An 18,741-nucleotide genomic window follows, 5' to 3' on the forward strand; every position below is an offset into this window, starting at 1 on the left:
ACTTTATTCTACTATTTTTTTCATCATGAGATCGGTCTGTTCCTCATTTCCTAAACGGAAAATATGTTTATCGAATTCGACAAAACCATTCTTTTTATAAAAATTCACGGCTCTAAGGTTCTCCTCCCAAACTCCTAACCATATGTAAGCTTTTTTCTGTTCTTTTGCCACATTTAAAGCTTTGTCATAAAGGAGCTGGCCAACCTTTTTACCATGATGACTGCTTCTTACATAAATCCTTTCAATTTCAAGAGATGTTTTATCCTGCAGTTCGGTTTGTGCAGTGCCTGCATTAAGTTTTAGGTAGCCAATTGGGTTGTCTTCTTCCCAGGCGATAAAGAAAAAAGAATCCGAATTATTTAGTTCATCTGTCAGCTTTTCTTTGTTAAAGCTTTTTTCAAGATAGAGATCCATTTCCTCCTTCGAATTATCTCCGGAAAATGTTTCTGAGAAAGTTTCTTTTCCAATGGTCTGCAGCGTTTCCCAATCCTCCAGAAATGCCTGATTTATGATTATTGAGTTCATATTCACTTATTGTTTTAATTCTACTCATACAAAATTACGAATACCATATAAAATAGTCTTGTATGCCCTGATGAAATTTTATTTTTTTTAGGCCATAATCGGTTTTGGCGATAGCTTAAATCGAAAAATAAAGTTTTTAATATTTAGAAATATTCAGGAAATTTGTATCATGAAAATCATCCCGTTAAAAGAAGGCAATTTTGTAGCCAGCCCAACAAAAGACTTTAGTCTTTTAACGACAGAAAAAACAGATCTGGCTCAGGGAATAAAAATGTCTGTACAGCCCTTCCTTATTATCACAAAAAATGACTTTATTATTTTAGATACTGGTTTAGGCTGGAAAAGTGAAACCGGTAAAACAATCGTTTCAGAGATTTTAGAGAGAGAAAATATTAACCCAAAACAAATTACGAAGGTCCTGCTCTCCCATCTTCATAAAGACCATATTGAAGGAGCAATACAATATACGGAAGACGATTTTGAAGCGACATTTCCAAATGCTGATATTTATATTCAAAAGCGTGAACTTGATTATGCTATGGAGAATAAAGGAAATCCTTCTTTTGATTTTAAAACACTCGAAAAACTGATCCAACTTCCTAATATCATCTGGATGAACGATGACAAAGGATCTATTACTGATGAAATCTCTTATGAAGTGGTTGGTGGACATACGCCTTTTATGCAGGTTTTCTGGATTACCGAAGATGGAGAAACTGCTTTTTATGGTGCTGATGATCTTCCGCAAGAAGCTTATTTACGGTATCATCTTGCCTATAAAAGTGATTTTGATGGTAAAAAAGCAATGGAACTAAGACAGATCTGGCAAAAAGAAGCTGAAGAAAACCATTGGAAAATACTATTTTATCACGATCTTAATAAGCCATTCATTCAATTTTAGCAGGATTCTATAAATTATTAAACCACTTATAAATATCTACCTCAGATGGAATAAGCAGTTTCTTTCGAAGTCTGTTCTTTCGGTTCTGAACAGCTTTAGGCGTTACATACGTATAGGTTGCTACTTCTTTTGTAGATAAATTTAGTTTTAAATAAATACAGAAAATCAATTCTGAGTTTCTCAGATTAGGTTGTATAGCGAATATTTTATCAAAAAAACCAGGATAAACTAGTCTGAATTTATTCAATAGACGGGGGGAATTTTCTTTGGCTAATGCTATAATTTCATCTTGAGCAAAAATTTTTTCGTTTAAATCTTCTAAATTGAATCCAGGTTTTTCGTTTTTCATAATATTGTTCTCATCTCTGCTAGTTCTGTAGCTTTTTTATTGTTTACAGAATTAAATCCACTTTTTCACTATTATTATCTGTCTCTTCGCTGTGTCAAATTAATATTGCCAGTACAAACAATAAGATACCAATTGATGTTTTTAATCTACTATTTAAGATTTCAACATGTCTCAAAAATAAAATCTACTATAATGAAGACAAAGAAAGAAAAAATGATTAAAATTTTGTTGAATTGAAATACCACATAGATACCACGCGAACCCTTATATACACGGAGTCTGCTTTATCTTAATTAATTTTTTCTAAAATTTATTAGTTTTTAAAGTGAGAATTCAAATTTACACCAATACCTAATTTATTTTTTATGATTACAATCACTGTATATAAAATTTACTGGTCTCTTTAAAGCCCGCAAAATAGTAAAAAAATACGAAGCATGGTACCTATGTGGTATCTCTGTTTTAGGAAATTTGGAAAAAATATTTTCTCTTTACTTAAATGAATTAAGAAGCTCATGTAAGATTAGCTTAAAAGATATAGTATGTCTAAAATATCTTACTCTTTTAGAGTATTAAATAAATCACAATGTGGTTCTTTTACAGGACTTTAGATGAACTTACTAGTCAGAATTATAAAAATAAAGAAAGAAAAGCTTTAAAAAAAATTGTGAACAGAAAAAAATCTATTAATTTTAAAAAAACTAACCATCATGAATTCACAAATCGTTACGGGTAACCTATGGACGGCTCACAAAATAGAAGATTGCTATATAGTAAAGCTTCAGGATAAGGCCAATATCACAGAAGCTTTAAATGATTTTATAGCGTATGAGAAAATTAAATCCGGAAATATTTCGGGAGTTGGTATTGTAAAAGAAATGACGCTTCGCTTTTTAGATCCCACTGTAAAACAATATTTATACACCCATCTTAATAATCCAATAGATGTTCAGGATATTTCGGGTTGTATTTCAGAAAGTGAAGGAAAACCTGTATTATTTTTAAATGCTACTATGGAATGGAAAAATGAAACCACTTTATCAGGTCAGTTAATGGATGCTAAAGTGTATGGATGTACAGAATTCCTTTTTTATTCCATTAATAATACTGAAATGTTCATGGAGAAATGTTTAAACCTTGGCAAGACAAGTTCTTGGAGTTTCAATTAATAATCCCCCATTACCATAATCTTTAATCGATCTTTATTGTATAAGGATCGGATTGTGCTTTAGGAATCCACAGCCAGCCATCTTCTGTTTTGCCGATATATCCGATTCCCGGCCATGGAAGATGGCAGGTTGTTACCAGTCTTTTATCATTATAGCAGTTGTCAAAAATCTTTTTTCTTGTTGCAACACCTTCTTCAAAATTGATATCCCATTGCGTACCCCAGTCGGGATGATTGATCAATAAAGGGGAATGAACAATATCTACGAGATGGGTAATCGATTGATTTTCTGAAAATACATGAAAGATAATATGCCCCGGTGTATGTCCTGGTGCAAATTCTGTTTTTAAACATGAAAAAAGGATATCGCCGGGTTCAAAGATTTCCAGATCATTTTTAATGGCCCTAAGTATTTCTGTCTGTAGTTTTCCTGTTGGGTAAGAAGACATTTTACTCTTAGAAAAGTCTTTTTCATCATTATTCCAGAAGCTATATTCCGGAGCAGAAATATAATATTTTGCATTGGGATATATTCTTCTACCTTCTTTTGAAAGAATTCCGCCAATATGATCCCGGTGAGCATGGGTGATTAGGATATCTGTAATCTCTTCAGGTGAAATTCCTATTTCTAAAATACTGTTCTGAAGCCATCCCGCATTAACAGGATCATGATAACCTTCTCCTGTATCAACAAGAATGTACTGATTTCCCTTTTTGATCAGAAGTGTCGTGATAGGCATTTCATAATCAGATTCGGATAAGTGGAGAGTTTTCAATGCATTCTGTACCTTTTCTTTTTCTATTTCAGGAGCTAGAATTGGCTGTGGATCTCCGATTCCAAAATATCCATCTGATAAAACATAAATCTCAATCTCTCCCATTGGAATTCTGACCGATGCACTTCTTTTTGATCTCATTTACTTTGCTGAATTTGATTACTATCTTATCAATATTAAATAGCAGATTTAAATAAAGACCACCAGATCGGATATGATCTGGTGGTAAATGTTTATTTATACTGTAAAATTAAATAATTTTCAGCTATTAAAGTCTATCAAAGTTTCAAAATTAAACGGTTAATTCTTGAAATAAATTTAATTATTTAAATAAGAGTTTCTTAAATGCTTCAGCAGCAAGATGTACCTGTACAGCCCAATCATCCGCAGCGTCACTTCCTGCATCATCGGAAATGTACTTCAGGCATAAAAACGGAATTTCTTCTTTCATAGCAATAAGAGCTAAAGGATAAGCTTCCATATCCACGATGTTATAATCAATTTCTACATGATCCATTTCAAAACTGTCTCCACTTCCACATGTTCCTTCTTTTACGTTATCCATTTTCAATCCATATTCCAACACTGGTGGAATTCCTGATAATGGAGTTTCGTATTTTTTAAAACCAAGTCCTCTTACGTCCATATCACGTTGAATAAACTTCGTACAACAAACGATATTTCCCTTACTAAAAGTCTTACTTCCCGCAGAACCCAGATTAACGATGAGCTTGGGTTTCCTTAAATAGATTTCTTTTGTAAGTGCCGAAGCTGCATTTACCTTTCCTATTCCTGTGATCAGTTTATGAGTGTCATCAAAAAGATCAGCTGCTTCAGATTCCAGAGCAAAAACAAAAAGGATATCAGAAATGGAATATGTATGTTCAGTATTGATTGTTATCATGAGTGAATAATTTAGAAATAACGGTTGCAAATATATTATAATAACAGGATGTATTCATCAAAAAGGGCATAAAAAAAGCTGAACAAATCGTTGAACAGCCTTAATTGTAAAATATGGTAATAACTATCTCAAAAGCTTCTTACCAAGCTTGATACTATACAATGTAATAAATACTGTAATCACAAGGAATAAGGCTCCTATCCAGGGTGTACTTCCTATTCCTAAAGATGATGTTACGATAAGTCCTCCGGAATAAGAACCAATAGCAATTCCTATATTAAAAGCGGCAATATTAATTCCTGATGCAACATCTTCTGTTCCCGGCAATTCCTTTTCTGCTATCTGAACGACCAAAAGTTGTAATCCCGGAACAGTAGCAAAGGATAATGCTCCAAGGAAAAATAATGTTATAATACTTAGTATTGGGCTGTGTACTGTAAAGTAAAATAAGAAAAGTACGATACCTTGAGCAATAAACATCCATAATAAGGCTTTCAAAGGATTTTTATTGGCTAATCTTCCCCCGATAAGATTTCCTAGCGCGATAGCAATACCGTAGATCAGCAGGATAAGTGTAACTAAAGATTCTTTCAATCCTGTAATTTCCTGTAGGATTGGAGACAAATAGGTGAAGACTACGAACGTTCCTCCATATCCCATTGCGGTCATTAGAAAAGCAAAAATCAAACGTTTATTCGTCAATACTTTTAGCTGTTGTTGGAGAGATGCTGTCTTTCCGTTTTGTAAATGACCAGGAACAAGGATCATACTGGCTATTAAACCAATAATTCCCAGAATAGCCACTCCAATAAAGGTTGCTCTCCATCCAAAATGCTGCCCTATAAATGTTCCCAGCGGAACCCCGGTTACAATAGCCAACGTTAAACCCGCGAACATAATGGAAATTGCCGTCGCTCTTTTTTCTTCAGGAACCAAAGATGCAGCAATGGTAGATCCAATGGAAAAGTAAACGCCATGTGCAAAACCTGTTAAGATTCTGGCTAAAATTAAAGTGACAAATCCTGGTGCTATAGAAGCTAATCCGTTTCCGATTACAAACAATAGCATGATTGAAACTAAAAGTGTTTTGCGAGGTACCTTTCCTGTTAATGCTGTTAATACAGGTGCTCCGATAGCAACTCCTATTGCATACAAGCTTACCAGTAATCCTGCTGATGGTATGGATATTCCAAGATCTCCGGCTACGGTAGGTAAAAGCCCTACAATAACAAATTCTGTAGTTCCAATACCAAATGCGCTGATCGTTAATGCCCATAATGCAGCAGGAAGTCCTTTTCTTATCTTTTTGTTTCCTGTTTTACCAGAAACTGAAATTTCATTTTGATAGTTCATTGTACTATGTTTTTCACTGTTATTTTAACAGGACAAATTTCCGACGAAATAATGTATTATAAAAATAACTTAAATAGTAGTTTATTATCAGAAAAATAATAGATAAAAAATAAGCCTACTACTGCTTTATCTGTGAATTGAATTTGAAATGATTAAAAAAAATTGTTTATTTGTAGAAAATACCAACCAGTATCTAAATGAAAAAATCTGAAGCTACCCGACTGAATATTCTGCAAAAGGCGTTTGAGCTCATTTATTCTCATGGATATCAGACGACAAGTGTAGATGAAATCATTGCCACTACTCAGGTAACAAAAGGTGCTTTTTATTATCATTTTAAAACAAAAGATGAAATGGGGCTCGCTATCATTAATGAGTTAATGAGATCTTCATTTAAGAAAACTTTTATAGATCCATTTCAAAATACCGATAATCCGTTGGATACTATTTATCAGTTAATGAATTTTATGCTGATGGAAAATGAATTTTTGAAGGTCCAATATGGTTGTCCTACAGCTAATCTCACTCAGGAAATGGCTCCATGGAATATTGAGTTTACAAAAGCATTGAATGATCTTTCAAAGCAATGGGAAGAAGCTATGATTAAATCCATTGATCATGCAAAAGAAACCGGAAAGGTGAACAAAAATGTGGATTCTAAAGGAATTGCTGTTTTCGTAATGTCAGGGTATTGGGGAGTCAGAAATTTAGGAAAACTGGAGAATAACAAATCAGTCTATGTAACTTATTTAAAGCAACTTAAGGCTTATTTTAGCACAATGCAATAATTTTTTTCAACAAAAACATACTAATTAGTATGTTTTTATTATATCTTTGTCTGCGTATTAAAAATGATCTATGTACCAAACGCTTACTTTCCTCCACTCCATCTTCCGATGGTTGGTTTTACTAAGTCTTATTTACACCATATTCAGAGCTTATAAAGGATACTCTTCGGACAAAGAGTTTTCTAAAAGTGATGATTCATTAAGACATTGGACAGCTACTATTGCGCATATTCAGCTCGTTTTAGGAATTACACTCTACTCCCAAAGTCCAATTGTTTCCTATTTCTGGAAAAACTTTGCGACAGCAAAAGAAAGTTTTGATCTGTTATTTTTTGGACTGATCCACATTTTCCTGATGCTCATTTCCATTGTACTTATAACAGTAGGATCATCTTTAGCAAAACGTAAACAAACAGATAAGGACAAGTTTAAAACGATGCTTATATGGTTTGGTATCGGGTTGCTTATCATTTTTATCGCCATTCCCTGGCCCTTCTCACCTCTTGCAAACAGACCTTATTTCAGATAATTATGACAGATTTATTTAAAACTAAAATCGGACGTCTCCGAATTCTCGCTATCCTGGAAGGAATTTCATTATTAACGTTAGTGTTCATCGCTGTCCCATTGAAACATTGGATGGGAAATCCCACTTTTGTAAGGATAATGGGACCTATCCATGGGACATTGTTTCTTTTATTTCTTTTCAATACCCTAAGTGTCGGTGTTGAACAGCATTGGAAGTTTAAAGAAACCACATGGAAAGTTTTACTTGCATGTTTTATTCCCTTTGGAACCTTTTATATCGACAAGAAAATATTAAGTAAGTTATGAAAAGCTTATTGATTTTCTGGGGAATTCTCCTTGTTATCTATGTAAGCTATCGCGTTTACCGATACCAAACATTGGATAACGGATTACCCCAACTAGTAAAAAAAGGGGCAATTATTCTTGATGTAAGAACGGAAAAAGAATATGAAACAGGACATATTGAAGGTTCTGTTAATATTTCTCTGGGAACGATCAGGGAAAGATATATTGAATTAGATAGGGAAAAAGCATATATCACAGTCTGTTCACATGGTCTTAGAAGTGTAAAAGCTGAAAGCATTTTAAAAGAAAAAGGTTTTACAAAAATATATAATGGAGGTGCATGGAGTGATCTGGAGAAAAGCTTAAAGAAAGAATAAAAAAAATCGAAAGAGCCTAAAAACTCTTTCGATTTCTATCAGAATAACTGAACTCTGTATTTTATACTTTTTGTTTTGCTTCAGATAGATTTACCGGTTTTCCCAGTGCTCCGAATTCATGAAGATCACCAAAAACTTCAATTCTAATCGATTGATCAATTCCTCCAATTCTAACAGCGTCAAAACCATTGTCATGAATTAGTTTTTCAACCTGATCATCAATGCTTGTATCGTCGGTTGCATAAAATAAGACTGATCTATCGGGAGTTTGATAAGCCGCATCAGATAAAGTTCCCGCTCCTAAAGTTCCTAATGCTTTAACTAGTTTTGCGCCTTTGGGTAAGAAGCTCTTATTAATTTCTCCTGCTGATTCTTTTTCTCCAATGATTTTTTTGAATCCACCGTTTTCAGCCGGAGCAATAGGATTTGAAGGATCTACAATAATTTTACCTTCTAAATCTGCAGCATATTCTTTCATAAATCCAGCGATTGTTCCAAAAGGAATGGCCAAAACTATAATATCGGCAGTTTTTACGGCTGTTGGAATATCACTTGATTCAGTGTTCCATTTTTCAGAAAGTTCTTTTGCCTTTTCTACATTTCTGTCCGCAGCAATAAATTTATTATTAGACTTTGCCATATTTCCGGCTACAGCCTGTCCGATATTTCCTAAGCCAATTACAGCTACTTTTGATGATGTTGTCATAATGATTTCTTTTTAAAATTTATACTACAAATATCCGCTGAAAGAAGATCTTTTTCCAATAAACTAAATTAAGAAATACTATTGATCTGGTTTAAGATTTCGGTTTAACAAGTCTGTTTCTTAATCTGCTTAGGAATTCCGGAGTAATTCCTAAAAAGGAAGCAATCTGTGTCTGTGGCAAACGATTAGACAGCTGAGAATAGGTTTGCATAAAAGAAAGATACCGCTCTTCGGCTGTAGAACTTATATTTTGCAGCAATCTGTTTTGTAAAGTAACAAAACTGTTTTCAAGCAAAACTCTGAATATCCGGTCGAATTTTGGTGCCGTTTTGTATAGTGTAATTAAATTTTCATGACTGATCTGCAAAACCATAGTATCTTCTAAAGCATCAATATTAAGTTCTGAAGGTTGCTTTTTGTGAAAGCTTCGGATGTCATTTATCCACCAATTTTCGGGAGCAAACTGGATAATATGGGTATTTCCTTTTTCGTCTATTTTATAAATACGTAAGCACCCACGGACTACAAAATTAAACTGATTGCAAACATCTCCTTCCTGAAGAACATATTGCTTTTTTCGGTATAATCTGGGTTTGAAAAGTTCTGTAACAAGCTCGCGCTCCTCCACATTCAATGGAATATGTCGATTAAAATAATCGATTAAGGGTTCTACTGAAGCTTGTACAAGATTTTCTTTCATAAATATGGATTTTATAATAACAAATTTACTATTCCTTCCTTAATTATAATTGTTTTTATCCTGTTACCTTTTAATAAAAGCTTAATTAAACAAAACAAAGGAGTACATTGGAAGTGCTCCTTTGTTAATTAACCAAACCTTTATTTTTAATTATTCATTTTCTGATGTAAGCCAAACCACTTTTTGTTCCGATTGATGCTCCTGACCAATAATATCTCTGTATAATTCGGGTCTTCTTGCTTTGATATAACGGTAACCTCCAGCTTGAGTCAATTTTTCGGGATTGATAATAGTTGTTACAAAAGAGTCTTCAAACGAATGACATTCTGCAAGAATATCTCCAAAAGGATCGATGATCATTGAACAGCCATTCTTTAACTGATTATCATCCATTCCGATGGGATTGGAGAAAACAATATAGGCCCCGTTATCATAAGCTCTTGATGGCAGCCATTTCATCAGCCAGTCTCTTCCTTTCATTCCATCAAACTCAAGGCGTAAAGAGGTAGGGTCAGTTTCCCGGTTCTCCCAAAGTGTTGGATCTACAAATCCTGCTCCAGGTCTTGAAGAAGGCGTACACATGGTGACATGGGGCATGAAAATAACATCTGCTCCCAAAAGTTTAGTAGCTCTCACATTTTCAATAATATTATTGTCATAACAGATCAGAATTCCAAACTTCCATCCATAGATCTCAAAAACACAGTATTCCTGTCCTGCTGTAAGGTGTGGGTTTATAAAAGGATGTAGCTTCCTATATTTAGCCACCAAACCATTTTTATCTACACATATGTATGCTTTAAACAGGTTGTCGTGCTCATCTTTTTCAAAAAGACCTGCTAAAATGGTAATATTATTTTGAGTAGCAATCTCCTGTAACTTTTGGACGCTTTTACCGTCAGGAATCAACTCAGCAATGTCAAGCATTTCCTCTCTATTAAGCCTTCTGGCAAAGGTGTAGCCTGTGATGGAACATTCATGGAAAGCAATAATATGCGATCCTTTAGCAGCTGCTTCTCCGCTTAACTTTTCTATTATTGAAAGATTATATTCTTTATCTCCGCTTTTGTTTTCGAATTGTGCGGTTGCGATTTTAAGATTGATCATATTTTTTTGAGCAAAATTATATGACAAGAAGATCTAAAAATTGTAAAAAACCGACATTTGCTTATTAAGCTCTATTTTGAGTGATTCTTTTTTTCTCTTGCGGATTTTGCAGATTAAGCAGATTTCTATTAAATAAAACTTTAGAACGATACGAAATAAAAATCATTCTCAAACATCCGAATAATCTGTGAGATCTGTGGGAAATAAAAATCTTAATGAAGCTCTATAAAGTTTACGGCTAATTTATTCTTAGTTTTAAGATACTGAGAAGGAGTTAATCCTATGGTATTTTTAAATTCTTTGATCAAATGGGATTGATCTGAATAGCCCGCTTCATAAGAAAGATTGGTCATACTTGCTTTGTCTATGTCATTTTTCATAAGACTTAAAAAGTGATGAAGCCTGATGATCGTGTTGTACTTTTTGGGTGATATTCCAATATGTTCTTCAAACTTTCTTTCAATATGCCTTTCTGAATATCCGGTGAAATATTCCAGATCTTTTAAGGAGATTGTTCCTTTATTTTGAAGGAGGTACTGTTGAGCTTTTATAAGCCATGAATCCGAAGTGTCTTTTTTAGAAATAAGTTTTAGGAAAAAGTCATTTAATGCATTAATTACAGATTGAGGATCTGCCTTATTATACAGACTTTCCTGAAACGGAATCAACTGATCTTTCAGGATATCTGAGGCTGAAATTATTTCATTTTTAATTTCTTTAGCGGCAACATTAAAAAGTAAATTAAAGAAATAAGGTTGAAAAACGACTGCCAATAATGAAAACTTCCCTTTTGTTGTAAGATCTTTATACTGTGTTGGCTGCCCGTAAAAAAAAGATGATGGTAAATTGGTTTCCGCGTTATCTTGCATATTGATATCAGCAGAAATGATAAGTCCTGTGTTTCCGTCGGCAAACAACCGTAAATTTTTACTGTCCTCTTCAGGATTTTCTAAAAAGATATAATGTTTGATATAAGATGCTAATTGCTTAGGTGGCGAAATTTGCATTCTTCAAAATTAATCAAAAATAAACAAACAGGCGGCCTCATATCTGAGACCACCTATTTAAATCTAACTGAATATTTATTTAATGGGTATATTTTTGCTTTAAAATAGCGATTTCATTGGGGCCTATTCCCATTTCTACCTGGAAAAAGTTTTCTACACTTCCGTATTTTTTGCTGATAACAGCAAAGAAGTTCCTGATCAGTTCCGGTCTTAATTCCATCTGTTTTTTGATCTCATCATCACTCATTCCGGACATTTTAGAAAGCCCGGAGTACATTTGCTTCATCGTTGGATTTTTTGAAAGATAAAAATTAGATGCGACATAATCACTCTCTATTACTTCCTGGGGAACTCCTAATATTTTAAGAAATAATGCGGAGGCCATTCCTGTTCTGTCTCTTCCACCGGTACAATGATACAAAAGAGATTCGTTAGGCTGTAAGGTCAGTAGCTTTACAAATAGTGGTCTGTATCTTTCTCCAAAATAGGGTAATCCTCCTTCACCATACATGTCAAACAGAAAGTTTTTATCCTTCAGGAATTTTACCATATCCTGAGCTGTCGGTAGATTATTACTTCCTGCCGGACAAAGAAGATAACTTGTATTTTGCGGAAGCCTGTCCGGAGCTTTTTTAGCTTCTTCAATCCCTCTGAAATCTACTACAGTTACAATTTTTTTGTCTTTGAAGGTTTTAAGATCTTTATCCGATAATTTATCGATGGCATCACTTCGGTATACTTTTCCCAGTGCGACTTCTTTACCATCTGTTGTTTTATAGCCTCCCGTATCTCTGAAATTATAAGCGCCTTCCATTTTCACGACACGACGAAGGCTGTCACTGATCTGTGCATTTACTGTCGTACCCAAAACAACCATCATGGTCATTGTTATTCCTAATTTTTTCATGTATATTATTTTAAAATATTTGCCAACGAACTCCCATTTGTCCTCTGCTTCCATACCATTCATTTGAGGTTACCCTTTTCTTATTATCACCCATATATAACCTTAAGCTTTCATTGCTTAAGTTGTTGAGTTCGATGAAGATTTTTACTTTTTTACTGATATCATAACTTGCAGAAAAATCGACAGTAAAGTTTTTATCTGACCAGATGTAATAATCAGGACCTAATTTTTGATTGATCGTTTCCACTGATTTCCCTCTATAATTTCCAGCCAGACGGATCATTAATTTTTTACTTTCGTAATATAAGATAGCATTAAAGAGGTTTTTAGACTGATTGGGAAGTGTTGTTTTATCGAAGTACTGAATACCGTCTACAGTTCGGGGAACTTCAACGGTTGAGTTTATAAATGTATAATTAAATTCGACTCCAAAGCCATTCCAGAATCCTGGTAAAAAGTCGAGACGCTTATTGATTCCTGCTTCAAAACCAAATAGATTAGAATCCTGAAGGTTTTTAGATTGAGTGACCATATAATCTGTTCCACCGATATTCAGCATAGAGGTGTTTGAAAATACAATATTTGAAATTTTCTTATAAAATAAGCCCCCTGAAAGAATCCCGATATTATTGAAATAATATTCTGCCATCATGTCAAAATTATGACTGAAAGTAGGCTTCAAATCGGGATTTCCTCTGGTAATGGTAAATGGATTTGATGTATTATCAATACTGGATCCAGGTGACATATCTCCAAAATTTGGTCTGATGAATGATTTGGTATAAGCAAATCTTAAACTTACTTTAGGTGAGAAATTATATCGTAAATGAATCATAGGCAGAAATGCATTGTAATTGCTTTCTACCACAGATGGACTGATAACTGTTGTGGCAGGAGTTCCTTCTTTTGTTGCTTTAGCCCCATTCAAAGTCAACCTTGTTGTTTCATTTCTGAATCCACCAACGATTTTAAATTTTTCACTGGCTTTAATTTCAGCCATTGCGTATGTTGCGAAGACAGACTCTTCTCCTGTATAAACACTGGTAGCATTAGATTCCAAACTTGAAAAGTCTCTGAAGCCAAATTGTTGAAGAAATTCAGGGGAGAACATCTGGAAAAGCTGATCTTTTGTTGGTGGATTCATAATGTATGAATTATAATTTCCATTCATTCCATTTAAGAAGCCGGTTCCTTTTGGAGGATCTGTAGTTGTCAGTTGAGAAAGGCTTAGTAATGCCGGAGAATTTGGAATTCCTAAAGATGCACCAGGAAGAAAAACAGCATTGTATCCGAAAGTGCTTGTACGTTCTTTGTCCCGGTATTTTGCTCCTACTTTTAAAGTTATATTGGAATTGATATCATATTTCAAATTCACCCTTGCAATCTTATCTCTTTCATTGTTGTCCAATTTAGAAATGACCACTTGTGATAACAGTAATTTATTAGGACTCATTACTTCATTAGGATCTTTCACATCTGATCCATAATCCATATACTCACCCCCTATCCCATTAGGAGAATCGAATCCCCAATACCGCTTTCCATCACTGGAAAGATTATTGAATCCACTATTTATTTTTTGTCTGAAGGTGGAGATCGGAAGCCCTTTAATTTCATTGGTAGGTGGTGTATCCAGGAAATATTTAGCCTGATAATCACTTAACATCCAATCCAAACTTAATTTAGAAGAAAGACTATGCTCGCCCCCTAACTCCATTCCATACAATTCAGTCTGATAATGAGAATATCTGAAATTATATTGATAACGACTGTTTGTATAATCTACATAAGATTCATAAACAGGACGGATATCGTCGAATTTATTAAACATTCCCCGGAAATAAACCTTATTATTGACATTGAATTTATATTCCAATCCACCATTCAATCCTATGGTTCTTCTGGTTCCCATATATCTTTTCATCATGATGGTACTGATAGACTTTTTCTGAAGATCAGTTGCTGCTCCGGTGTTATAAGTAACATCAAACGAATCTGCTCCCCATTGTCTATCCCAGATTGCTCCCGACAGGAGTACCCCTAATTTATTCTTGAAAAAACGGTCGCCATACACTATCGATCCATTATAAGTTCCATCTTGAGAGAACGTATTATATCCTCCGGCACCACTTACACTCAATGTTTTCTTTGCTGGAGCTGTTCGAGTAATGAAATTGATGCTACCACCGATTGCATCACCATCCATGTCTGGAGTTATAGCTTTGGAAACCTGTACAAACTGGATCAATTCGGAAGGAATGACATCAAGAACAAAAGAGCGGTTTCCCAGAACATTAGCACTAGGTAAACGATTTCCATTAAACAATGCCGATGTCCAGGAAAAAGGAGTTCCTCTTACAGTAGCCTGATCTGCTTCACCATGATATCTGGCAACAGCAACTCCCTGAACCCTTTGTACAGCTTCTGCAGCATTTCGATCCGGAAGCTTTCCAATAGCATCAGCTGCAATAACCTCCATAATAGCGTTGTTGTTCTTTTTTATTTCATAAGCTTTAGCTTGGGTTAAGGCATTAGATCTGGTAAATACCACTTCCTGTATACTTCCTGTCCTGTCTTTTGTTGATTTTTCTTCTGGAGATATAGTGATGTATCCGATATCATTAGTTCCTTCTTTAATGGTAACAGGAAAAATTTTTGTTTCGTAGCCAATGTATTCTACTTTAAGGTTCATCTCGCCTAATTTTGGGGATAGGACATTGAAATCCCCATCTAAAGAAGAAACGGTTTTGGCATCAGCATCTACAATCGAAATATTAGCTCCGGGAAGAGCACCATTTGTTTTGCCTACAACAGTACCTTTTATGGTTTGTGCATGGATGGTTCCAAAAGAAGCAATTAAGAAAAAAGCGGATATCTGAATGATCCCTGACCTTCGTTTTGAAAAATCAATAAAATAGTTCATAGATTTTTTTTGATGACAAAATTGGACAGATTCTTACTTTATATCGTCCTTGAAAAAAAATCATATTCAGAAACGTGTCACTCGTTGGTTTAGTACCTTTAATGTATTGAATATTAAGTATTTATACTAATTTAACTAATTGTTATTTATTTATGAACTCAATATTAATAATTTAATAAAAACTTTAATAGATAAATAATAATTTCATAATCACTAAGTCCTTTTTTTGTATTTATTTTTGTACAAACCTAAGGAATGCAGTATATCATTATCATCGGAGCTTTTCAGGCACTTGTGGCACTTTGGCTTTTACAGTTCAGGGAGAAAAAATCATCTTCGAATTATCTGTTTATTTTCCTGCTTTCGGCAATTGCCGTCCATTTAACAATTAAGTTTGTTATATTCAATTTTATTCCTGATGAGAGTATCAGGCAGCAGATGAATACGTTTATTGGCGTCTGTTATGGTCCTTTAATTTATTTATATACTTTAAGCAAAACAAAAAAGAGATTTTCTATTGCTCGTAAATGGTATATTTTCATCCCACTCTTTTTATTGATGATTGCTTATTTTACAATCTCATGTGTCTTCGTTATTCTAAATCATGTTGATCAGAGACTGCTCGATCTATACAATAATTTGAGCTTAAATTTAATCTTCATCATTAATCTATACTACCCTGTAAAAAGTATTTTAATTGCGCGAAAAGCTAAGTTTAAGATTCTGGAAAAGATTGAGTATGATGCTATACTGAGGATCTCTTACTGCCTATTATTAATGGAATCCGGAGTTGTTATTTCCAAAAGTTTGCTATATATCTATCCTGAAGAAGCTCAGATCATTACTATTTCGATTAGAAGTATTGCCTACTTTTTATTATTGGTGATTTGTCTATTAATCATAAGGAAAAGCCTGAAAACTGAAATTGTTTCTCTTCCTCAAACCCATTCCGATGATAGGTTAAAAATATCCATAGTACAAAATTCCACAAAGGACAGTCCATTAAATACGGTTGATTATGATTTAAAATTCAATGATTTATGGCAGAAAATGGATAATTCGATGAAAAAACAACAGCTCTTTAGAAACTGTGATCTAAATCTAGATGAGCTGGCACACCAAACAGAAATCAATAAATATCAGATCAGCGAAATGCTGAATGGTTATAAGAACAAGCCCTTCTACCGTTACATCAATGAATACCGCATTGATTATTTTAAAAATATTGTAGAAAGAGCTATTGAAAAGAATGAGAATATCAATTTTTTATCCTTTGCTTATGATGCTGGGTTTAAATCTAAATCTTCTTTCAATCGCTATTTTAAAGAGATAATCGGACAAACCCCTTCCACTTATTATAAAAGCCTGATACAGGAAAATAAAGAATCAGGATTTGGTAATTTATATGGTAGAAGCGTTTAATTTTCAGAGTTTAAACTTTTTCACAATCCAGGGTAAGGTTAGCCCCTGTCCTAATAGCGAGATCAGAACCACAACTACAGATAGAAAAATAATTTCATTACGCATTGGAAAAGGTTCACCTTCATTAATGGTTGTCGGAAGACCTAATGCAATAGCTAAAGAAACAATTCCCCGCATTCCGGACCAAGTTATAATAAAGCTGGTTTTAGAATCAAATAAAGCCTCTTCACTAATCCTCCTTTTCCCCTGAAAAGCTTTTTGAAGATTGAACTGTTGTAGATATACCCGCGCCATTCTGATCAATAAAGTGACGATAACAATTATTCCTGCATAACCGGCATATGTCCATAACTGAATTTGAGGCATTTTCTTTAAAATAATAGGAAATTCGAGGCCTATCAATAAAAATATCAACCCATTAAGAAGAAAAATAATAATATCCCAAAAATTACGTGATTGTTCCTTAACATGATCAGGAAATTTTGTCCTGCTCAATTTAGACATTCCTAAACCAAGAACAACAACAGCAATTACTCCTGATACTTTGAAATGCTCCGCAATAAGATAAGTTACGAAAGGCATTAAAAGAATTAAACTGTTTACCACCATTGCATCTTTACGAAAGAAGCCGATCGTTAAGGCTAAAGCTCTAAAAATAATCCAACCAACCAGAAAACCACCACCTAAAACACATAAAAACTCAACAGATGCTTTCCACGTTACGAAGGCAACTCCCGTTACGGCAGCTACTGCAAATCGATAAGCAACCAAGGCTGAAGCGTCATTAATCAAACTTTCCCCTTCCAATATGGTCATTGTTTTATGAGAAAGACCCAACCCTTTTGTTACACCTAATGCAGCGACAGCATCGGTAGCAGAAAGAATAGCTCCTAAAACAAAAGCCAATGGCCAGGTCATTCCCGGAATTAAATAATATGCCAATACAGCAATTCCTGCCGTTGTCATAAAAACAAGTCCTATTGCCAAGGTACCAATCGTATTGAGATTGGTTTTAAACTGTTGAAACGAAATATTAAAAGCGGCATCGTATAATAACGGTGGAAGAAAAAGTAACATAATGATCTCCGGATTCATTTCAACTTCAGGCATAGCGGGTACAAAACCTATCATTACACCTACAATTAAAAGTAACATCGGTACGGGAATCTTTATTTTACCCGCCAAACCGGATACCCCGATCATCAAGGCCATTATCACTAAAATGACAGCATAGTTTTCCATCAGGCTTATCGTATTTCAGAAAGTTTACAGTTATAATTGATTGTTGAACTTATAAAAGTAACAAAAATAATTATTTCGAGTAAAGCTCTATATTTTTTACTAGTCATTTTAAACGGAAGACTATTGAAAAAAAAAGATAGAGCTCTTTAATGGAATGTAAATTTTGATATTATAAAATATGGTCAGGTTTTTGAAGTATTAACTCTGAAAATGATCATTCATTTCATCCTATATTCTTAACCAATCACTCAAAATATTATATTATGTCAACAAAAAATATTACCCATCTGGAAGCAATTAAAAAAATTCAGGAACTTTCTACGAAAGCAAGAATTTGTATGTTTTGTACTGAACTAGAGACAGTTCCGGTCAACTCACGACCAATGACTCTACAGGAAACAGATGACAATGGAAACCTATGGTTTATCAGTAGTGAGACCAGTAATAAAAATTTCGAAATTAAAGAAGACCGCAGAGTTCAGCTTTTTTTTATGAATAATGATGATTCACAGTATCTCTCCGTGTATGGTGTTGCTTCTGTGTATAAAGACAAAGCAACCATTGAAGAAAAATGGTCAGCTATGGCTAAAGCATGGTTCGATGGTAAAGATGATCCAAATGTATCTATTATTCGGGTAGAGCCTAAAGAAACCTATTATTGGGATACAAAGGCTGGAAAATTAGTGAGCATTTTAAGTTTCGTGGCAGCCGCGGTTACAGGAATTAAAACAAATAACTCTGACGGCATAGAAGGTAATGCCACTTTATAATAG

The 18,741-nt window shown here is 34.1% G+C and carries 20 protein-coding genes; 8 read left to right on the forward strand and 12 right to left on the reverse strand.

Translation table 11 applies throughout. From position 1 onward, the window contains the following. Positions 1-3: 3 nt before the first annotated feature. On the reverse strand, positions 4-525 hold the full coding sequence (locus J7E44_RS02000) for a GNAT family N-acetyltransferase (protein WP_214825032.1): 522 nt from the start codon (positions 523-525) through the stop codon (positions 4-6). 169 nt (positions 526-694) lie between these two features. On the opposite strand from J7E44_RS02000, the gene J7E44_RS02005 reads away from it, so the two are divergent. Further along, positions 695-1,426 (forward strand): MBL fold metallo-hydrolase, encoded by a 732-nt coding sequence (locus J7E44_RS02005; protein ID WP_214825033.1) that lies wholly within the window; start codon positions 695-697, stop codon positions 1,424-1,426. A 7-nt stretch (positions 1,427-1,433) separates the two neighbouring features. On the opposite strand, the gene J7E44_RS02010 is transcribed toward J7E44_RS02005, so the two are convergent. Then, positions 1,434-1,775 carry a helix-turn-helix transcriptional regulator gene (locus J7E44_RS02010; RefSeq protein ID WP_214825034.1) on the reverse strand — a complete coding sequence of 114 codons (342 nt, stop codon included), beginning with the start codon at positions 1,773-1,775 and terminating at the stop codon, positions 1,434-1,436. A 710-nt stretch (positions 1,776-2,485) separates the two neighbouring features. On the opposite strand from J7E44_RS02010, the gene J7E44_RS02015 reads away from it, so the two are divergent. After that, complete coding sequence (locus J7E44_RS02015) at positions 2,486-2,944, forward strand: PPC domain-containing DNA-binding protein (RefSeq protein WP_214825035.1); 459 nt, start codon at positions 2,486-2,488, stop codon at positions 2,942-2,944. 22 nt (positions 2,945-2,966) lie between these two features. On the opposite strand, the gene J7E44_RS02020 is transcribed toward J7E44_RS02015, so the two are convergent. The 3 genes from J7E44_RS02020 to J7E44_RS02030 all read right to left on the reverse strand — a co-directional run bounded on the left by J7E44_RS02020 (position 2,967) and on the right by J7E44_RS02030 (position 5,976). Then, positions 2,967-3,860, reverse strand: coding sequence for an MBL fold metallo-hydrolase (locus J7E44_RS02020; RefSeq protein ID WP_214825038.1), 894 nt, complete (start codon positions 3,858-3,860; stop codon positions 2,967-2,969). A 181-nt stretch (positions 3,861-4,041) separates the two neighbouring features. Further along, the gene (locus J7E44_RS02025; RefSeq protein ID WP_214825041.1) at positions 4,042-4,623 is read right to left on the reverse strand and encodes a 5'-methylthioadenosine/S-adenosylhomocysteine nucleosidase family protein; all 582 of its coding nucleotides are present in this window, start codon (positions 4,621-4,623) and stop codon (positions 4,042-4,044) included. Positions 4,624-4,746: 123 nt separating this feature from the next. After that, positions 4,747-5,976: an MFS transporter gene (locus tag J7E44_RS02030; protein WP_251040452.1), complete on the reverse strand. Its 1,230-nt coding sequence runs from the start codon at positions 5,974-5,976 to the stop codon at positions 4,747-4,749. A 197-nt stretch (positions 5,977-6,173) separates the two neighbouring features. Here J7E44_RS02030 and J7E44_RS02035 point away from each other — a divergent pair, with 197 nt between their 5' ends. The 4 genes from J7E44_RS02035 to J7E44_RS02050 all read left to right on the forward strand — a co-directional run bounded on the left by J7E44_RS02035 (position 6,174) and on the right by J7E44_RS02050 (position 7,954). Next, entirely contained in the window at positions 6,174-6,764 is a 591-nt protein-coding gene (locus J7E44_RS02035; protein WP_214825044.1) for a TetR/AcrR family transcriptional regulator, read from the forward strand. A 70-nt stretch (positions 6,765-6,834) separates the two neighbouring features. After that, positions 6,835-7,293: a hypothetical protein gene (locus J7E44_RS02040; protein WP_214825047.1), complete on the forward strand. Its 459-nt coding sequence runs from the start codon at positions 6,835-6,837 to the stop codon at positions 7,291-7,293. A 2-nt stretch (positions 7,294-7,295) separates the two neighbouring features. Continuing rightward, positions 7,296-7,598, forward strand: coding sequence for a DUF3817 domain-containing protein (locus tag J7E44_RS02045; protein ID WP_214825050.1), 303 nt, complete (start codon positions 7,296-7,298; stop codon positions 7,596-7,598). After that, a complete protein-coding gene (locus tag J7E44_RS02050; RefSeq protein ID WP_214825053.1) occupies positions 7,595-7,954 on the forward strand; it encodes a rhodanese-like domain-containing protein in 360 nt (119 codons plus the stop codon). Before J7E44_RS02045 ends, J7E44_RS02050 begins: the two co-directional genes overlap by 4 nt. Before the next feature lie 61 nt (positions 7,955-8,015). Here J7E44_RS02050 and J7E44_RS02055 read toward each other — a convergent pair whose 3' ends face one another. From J7E44_RS02055 to J7E44_RS02080, 6 genes are all read right to left on the reverse strand, one after another. Then, positions 8,016-8,660: an NADPH-dependent F420 reductase gene (locus J7E44_RS02055; RefSeq protein WP_214825056.1), complete on the reverse strand. Its 645-nt coding sequence runs from the start codon at positions 8,658-8,660 to the stop codon at positions 8,016-8,018. Positions 8,661-8,751: 91 nt separating this feature from the next. Further along, positions 8,752-9,360, reverse strand: coding sequence for a Crp/Fnr family transcriptional regulator (locus J7E44_RS02060; protein ID WP_214825059.1), 609 nt, complete (start codon positions 9,358-9,360; stop codon positions 8,752-8,754). 150 nt (positions 9,361-9,510) lie between these two features. Next, a complete protein-coding gene (locus J7E44_RS02065; protein ID WP_214825062.1) occupies positions 9,511-10,467 on the reverse strand; it encodes a nitrilase family protein in 957 nt (318 codons plus the stop codon). 212 nt (positions 10,468-10,679) lie between these two features. After that, positions 10,680-11,474, reverse strand: a complete 795-nt coding sequence (locus tag J7E44_RS02070; protein WP_214825065.1) for a helix-turn-helix domain-containing protein — start codon at positions 11,472-11,474, stop codon at positions 10,680-10,682. A gap of 79 nt (positions 11,475-11,553) precedes the next feature. Beyond that, complete coding sequence (locus tag J7E44_RS02075) at positions 11,554-12,381, reverse strand: tyrosine-protein phosphatase (protein ID WP_214825068.1); 828 nt, start codon at positions 12,379-12,381, stop codon at positions 11,554-11,556. Between the two features lie 10 nt (positions 12,382-12,391). After that, positions 12,392-15,304, reverse strand: a complete 2,913-nt coding sequence (locus tag J7E44_RS02080) for a TonB-dependent receptor (protein WP_214825071.1) — start codon at positions 15,302-15,304, stop codon at positions 12,392-12,394. A 255-nt stretch (positions 15,305-15,559) separates the two neighbouring features. On the opposite strand from J7E44_RS02080, the gene J7E44_RS02085 reads away from it, so the two are divergent. Continuing rightward, on the forward strand, positions 15,560-16,726 hold the full coding sequence (locus J7E44_RS02085) for a helix-turn-helix domain-containing protein (RefSeq protein ID WP_214825074.1): 1,167 nt from the start codon (positions 15,560-15,562) through the stop codon (positions 16,724-16,726). 3 nt (positions 16,727-16,729) lie between these two features. On the opposite strand, the gene J7E44_RS02090 is transcribed toward J7E44_RS02085, so the two are convergent. Further along, positions 16,730-17,968 (reverse strand): Na+/H+ antiporter, encoded by a 1,239-nt coding sequence (locus tag J7E44_RS02090; protein WP_214825078.1) that lies wholly within the window; start codon positions 17,966-17,968, stop codon positions 16,730-16,732. Between the two features lie 263 nt (positions 17,969-18,231). Between J7E44_RS02090 and J7E44_RS02095 the strand changes: the two genes are divergently transcribed. Further along, positions 18,232-18,738 (forward strand): pyridoxamine 5'-phosphate oxidase family protein, encoded by a 507-nt coding sequence (locus J7E44_RS02095; RefSeq protein WP_214825081.1) that lies wholly within the window; start codon positions 18,232-18,234, stop codon positions 18,736-18,738. Positions 18,739-18,741 lie beyond the last annotated feature (3 nt).

It is taken from the genome of Chryseobacterium sp. ISL-6 (assembly GCF_018613715.1).
GTDB lineage: Bacteria > Bacteroidota > Bacteroidia > Flavobacteriales > Weeksellaceae > Chryseobacterium > Chryseobacterium paludis.

Excerpts from the sequence above, each read along its gene's own strand:
- J7E44_RS02025 (WP_214825041.1), bottom strand. The coding sequence starts at position 4,623 with ATGATAACAATCAATACTGAACATACATATTCCATTTCTGATATCCTT.
- J7E44_RS02060 (WP_214825059.1), bottom strand. The coding sequence starts at position 9,360 with ATGAAAGAAAATCTTGTACAAGCTTCAGTAGAACCCTTAATCGATTAT.
- J7E44_RS02035 (WP_214825044.1), top strand. The coding sequence starts at position 6,174 with ATGAAAAAATCTGAAGCTACCCGACTGAATATTCTGCAAAAGGCGTTT.
- J7E44_RS02080 (WP_214825071.1), bottom strand. The coding sequence starts at position 15,304 with ATGAACTATTTTATTGATTTTTCAAAACGAAGGTCAGGGATCATTCAG.
- J7E44_RS02085 (WP_214825074.1), top strand. The coding sequence starts at position 15,560 with ATGCAGTATATCATTATCATCGGAGCTTTTCAGGCACTTGTGGCACTT.
- J7E44_RS02010 (WP_214825034.1), bottom strand. The coding sequence starts at position 1,775 with ATGAAAAACGAAAAACCTGGATTCAATTTAGAAGATTTAAACGAAAAA.
- J7E44_RS02075 (WP_214825068.1), bottom strand. The coding sequence starts at position 12,381 with ATGAAAAAATTAGGAATAACAATGACCATGATGGTTGTTTTGGGTACG.
- J7E44_RS02040 (WP_214825047.1), top strand. The coding sequence starts at position 6,835 with ATGTACCAAACGCTTACTTTCCTCCACTCCATCTTCCGATGGTTGGTT.
- J7E44_RS02055 (WP_214825056.1), bottom strand. The coding sequence starts at position 8,660 with ATGACAACATCATCAAAAGTAGCTGTAATTGGCTTAGGAAATATCGGA.
- J7E44_RS02090 (WP_214825078.1), bottom strand. The coding sequence starts at position 17,968 with ATGGAAAACTATGCTGTCATTTTAGTGATAATGGCCTTGATGATCGGG.
- J7E44_RS02000 (WP_214825032.1), bottom strand. The coding sequence starts at position 525 with ATGAACTCAATAATCATAAATCAGGCATTTCTGGAGGATTGGGAAACG.
- J7E44_RS02065 (WP_214825062.1), bottom strand. The coding sequence starts at position 10,467 with ATGATCAATCTTAAAATCGCAACCGCACAATTCGAAAACAAAAGCGGA.
- J7E44_RS02005 (WP_214825033.1), top strand. The coding sequence starts at position 695 with ATGAAAATCATCCCGTTAAAAGAAGGCAATTTTGTAGCCAGCCCAACA.
- J7E44_RS02015 (WP_214825035.1), top strand. The coding sequence starts at position 2,486 with ATGAATTCACAAATCGTTACGGGTAACCTATGGACGGCTCACAAAATA.
- J7E44_RS02020 (WP_214825038.1), bottom strand. The coding sequence starts at position 3,860 with ATGAGATCAAAAAGAAGTGCATCGGTCAGAATTCCAATGGGAGAGATT.
- J7E44_RS02050 (WP_214825053.1), top strand. The coding sequence starts at position 7,595 with ATGAAAAGCTTATTGATTTTCTGGGGAATTCTCCTTGTTATCTATGTA.
- J7E44_RS02070 (WP_214825065.1), bottom strand. The coding sequence starts at position 11,474 with ATGCAAATTTCGCCACCTAAGCAATTAGCATCTTATATCAAACATTAT.
- J7E44_RS02095 (WP_214825081.1), top strand. The coding sequence starts at position 18,232 with ATGTCAACAAAAAATATTACCCATCTGGAAGCAATTAAAAAAATTCAG.
- J7E44_RS02045 (WP_214825050.1), top strand. The coding sequence starts at position 7,296 with ATGACAGATTTATTTAAAACTAAAATCGGACGTCTCCGAATTCTCGCT.
- J7E44_RS02030 (WP_251040452.1), bottom strand. The coding sequence starts at position 5,976 with ATGAACTATCAAAATGAAATTTCAGTTTCTGGTAAAACAGGAAACAAA.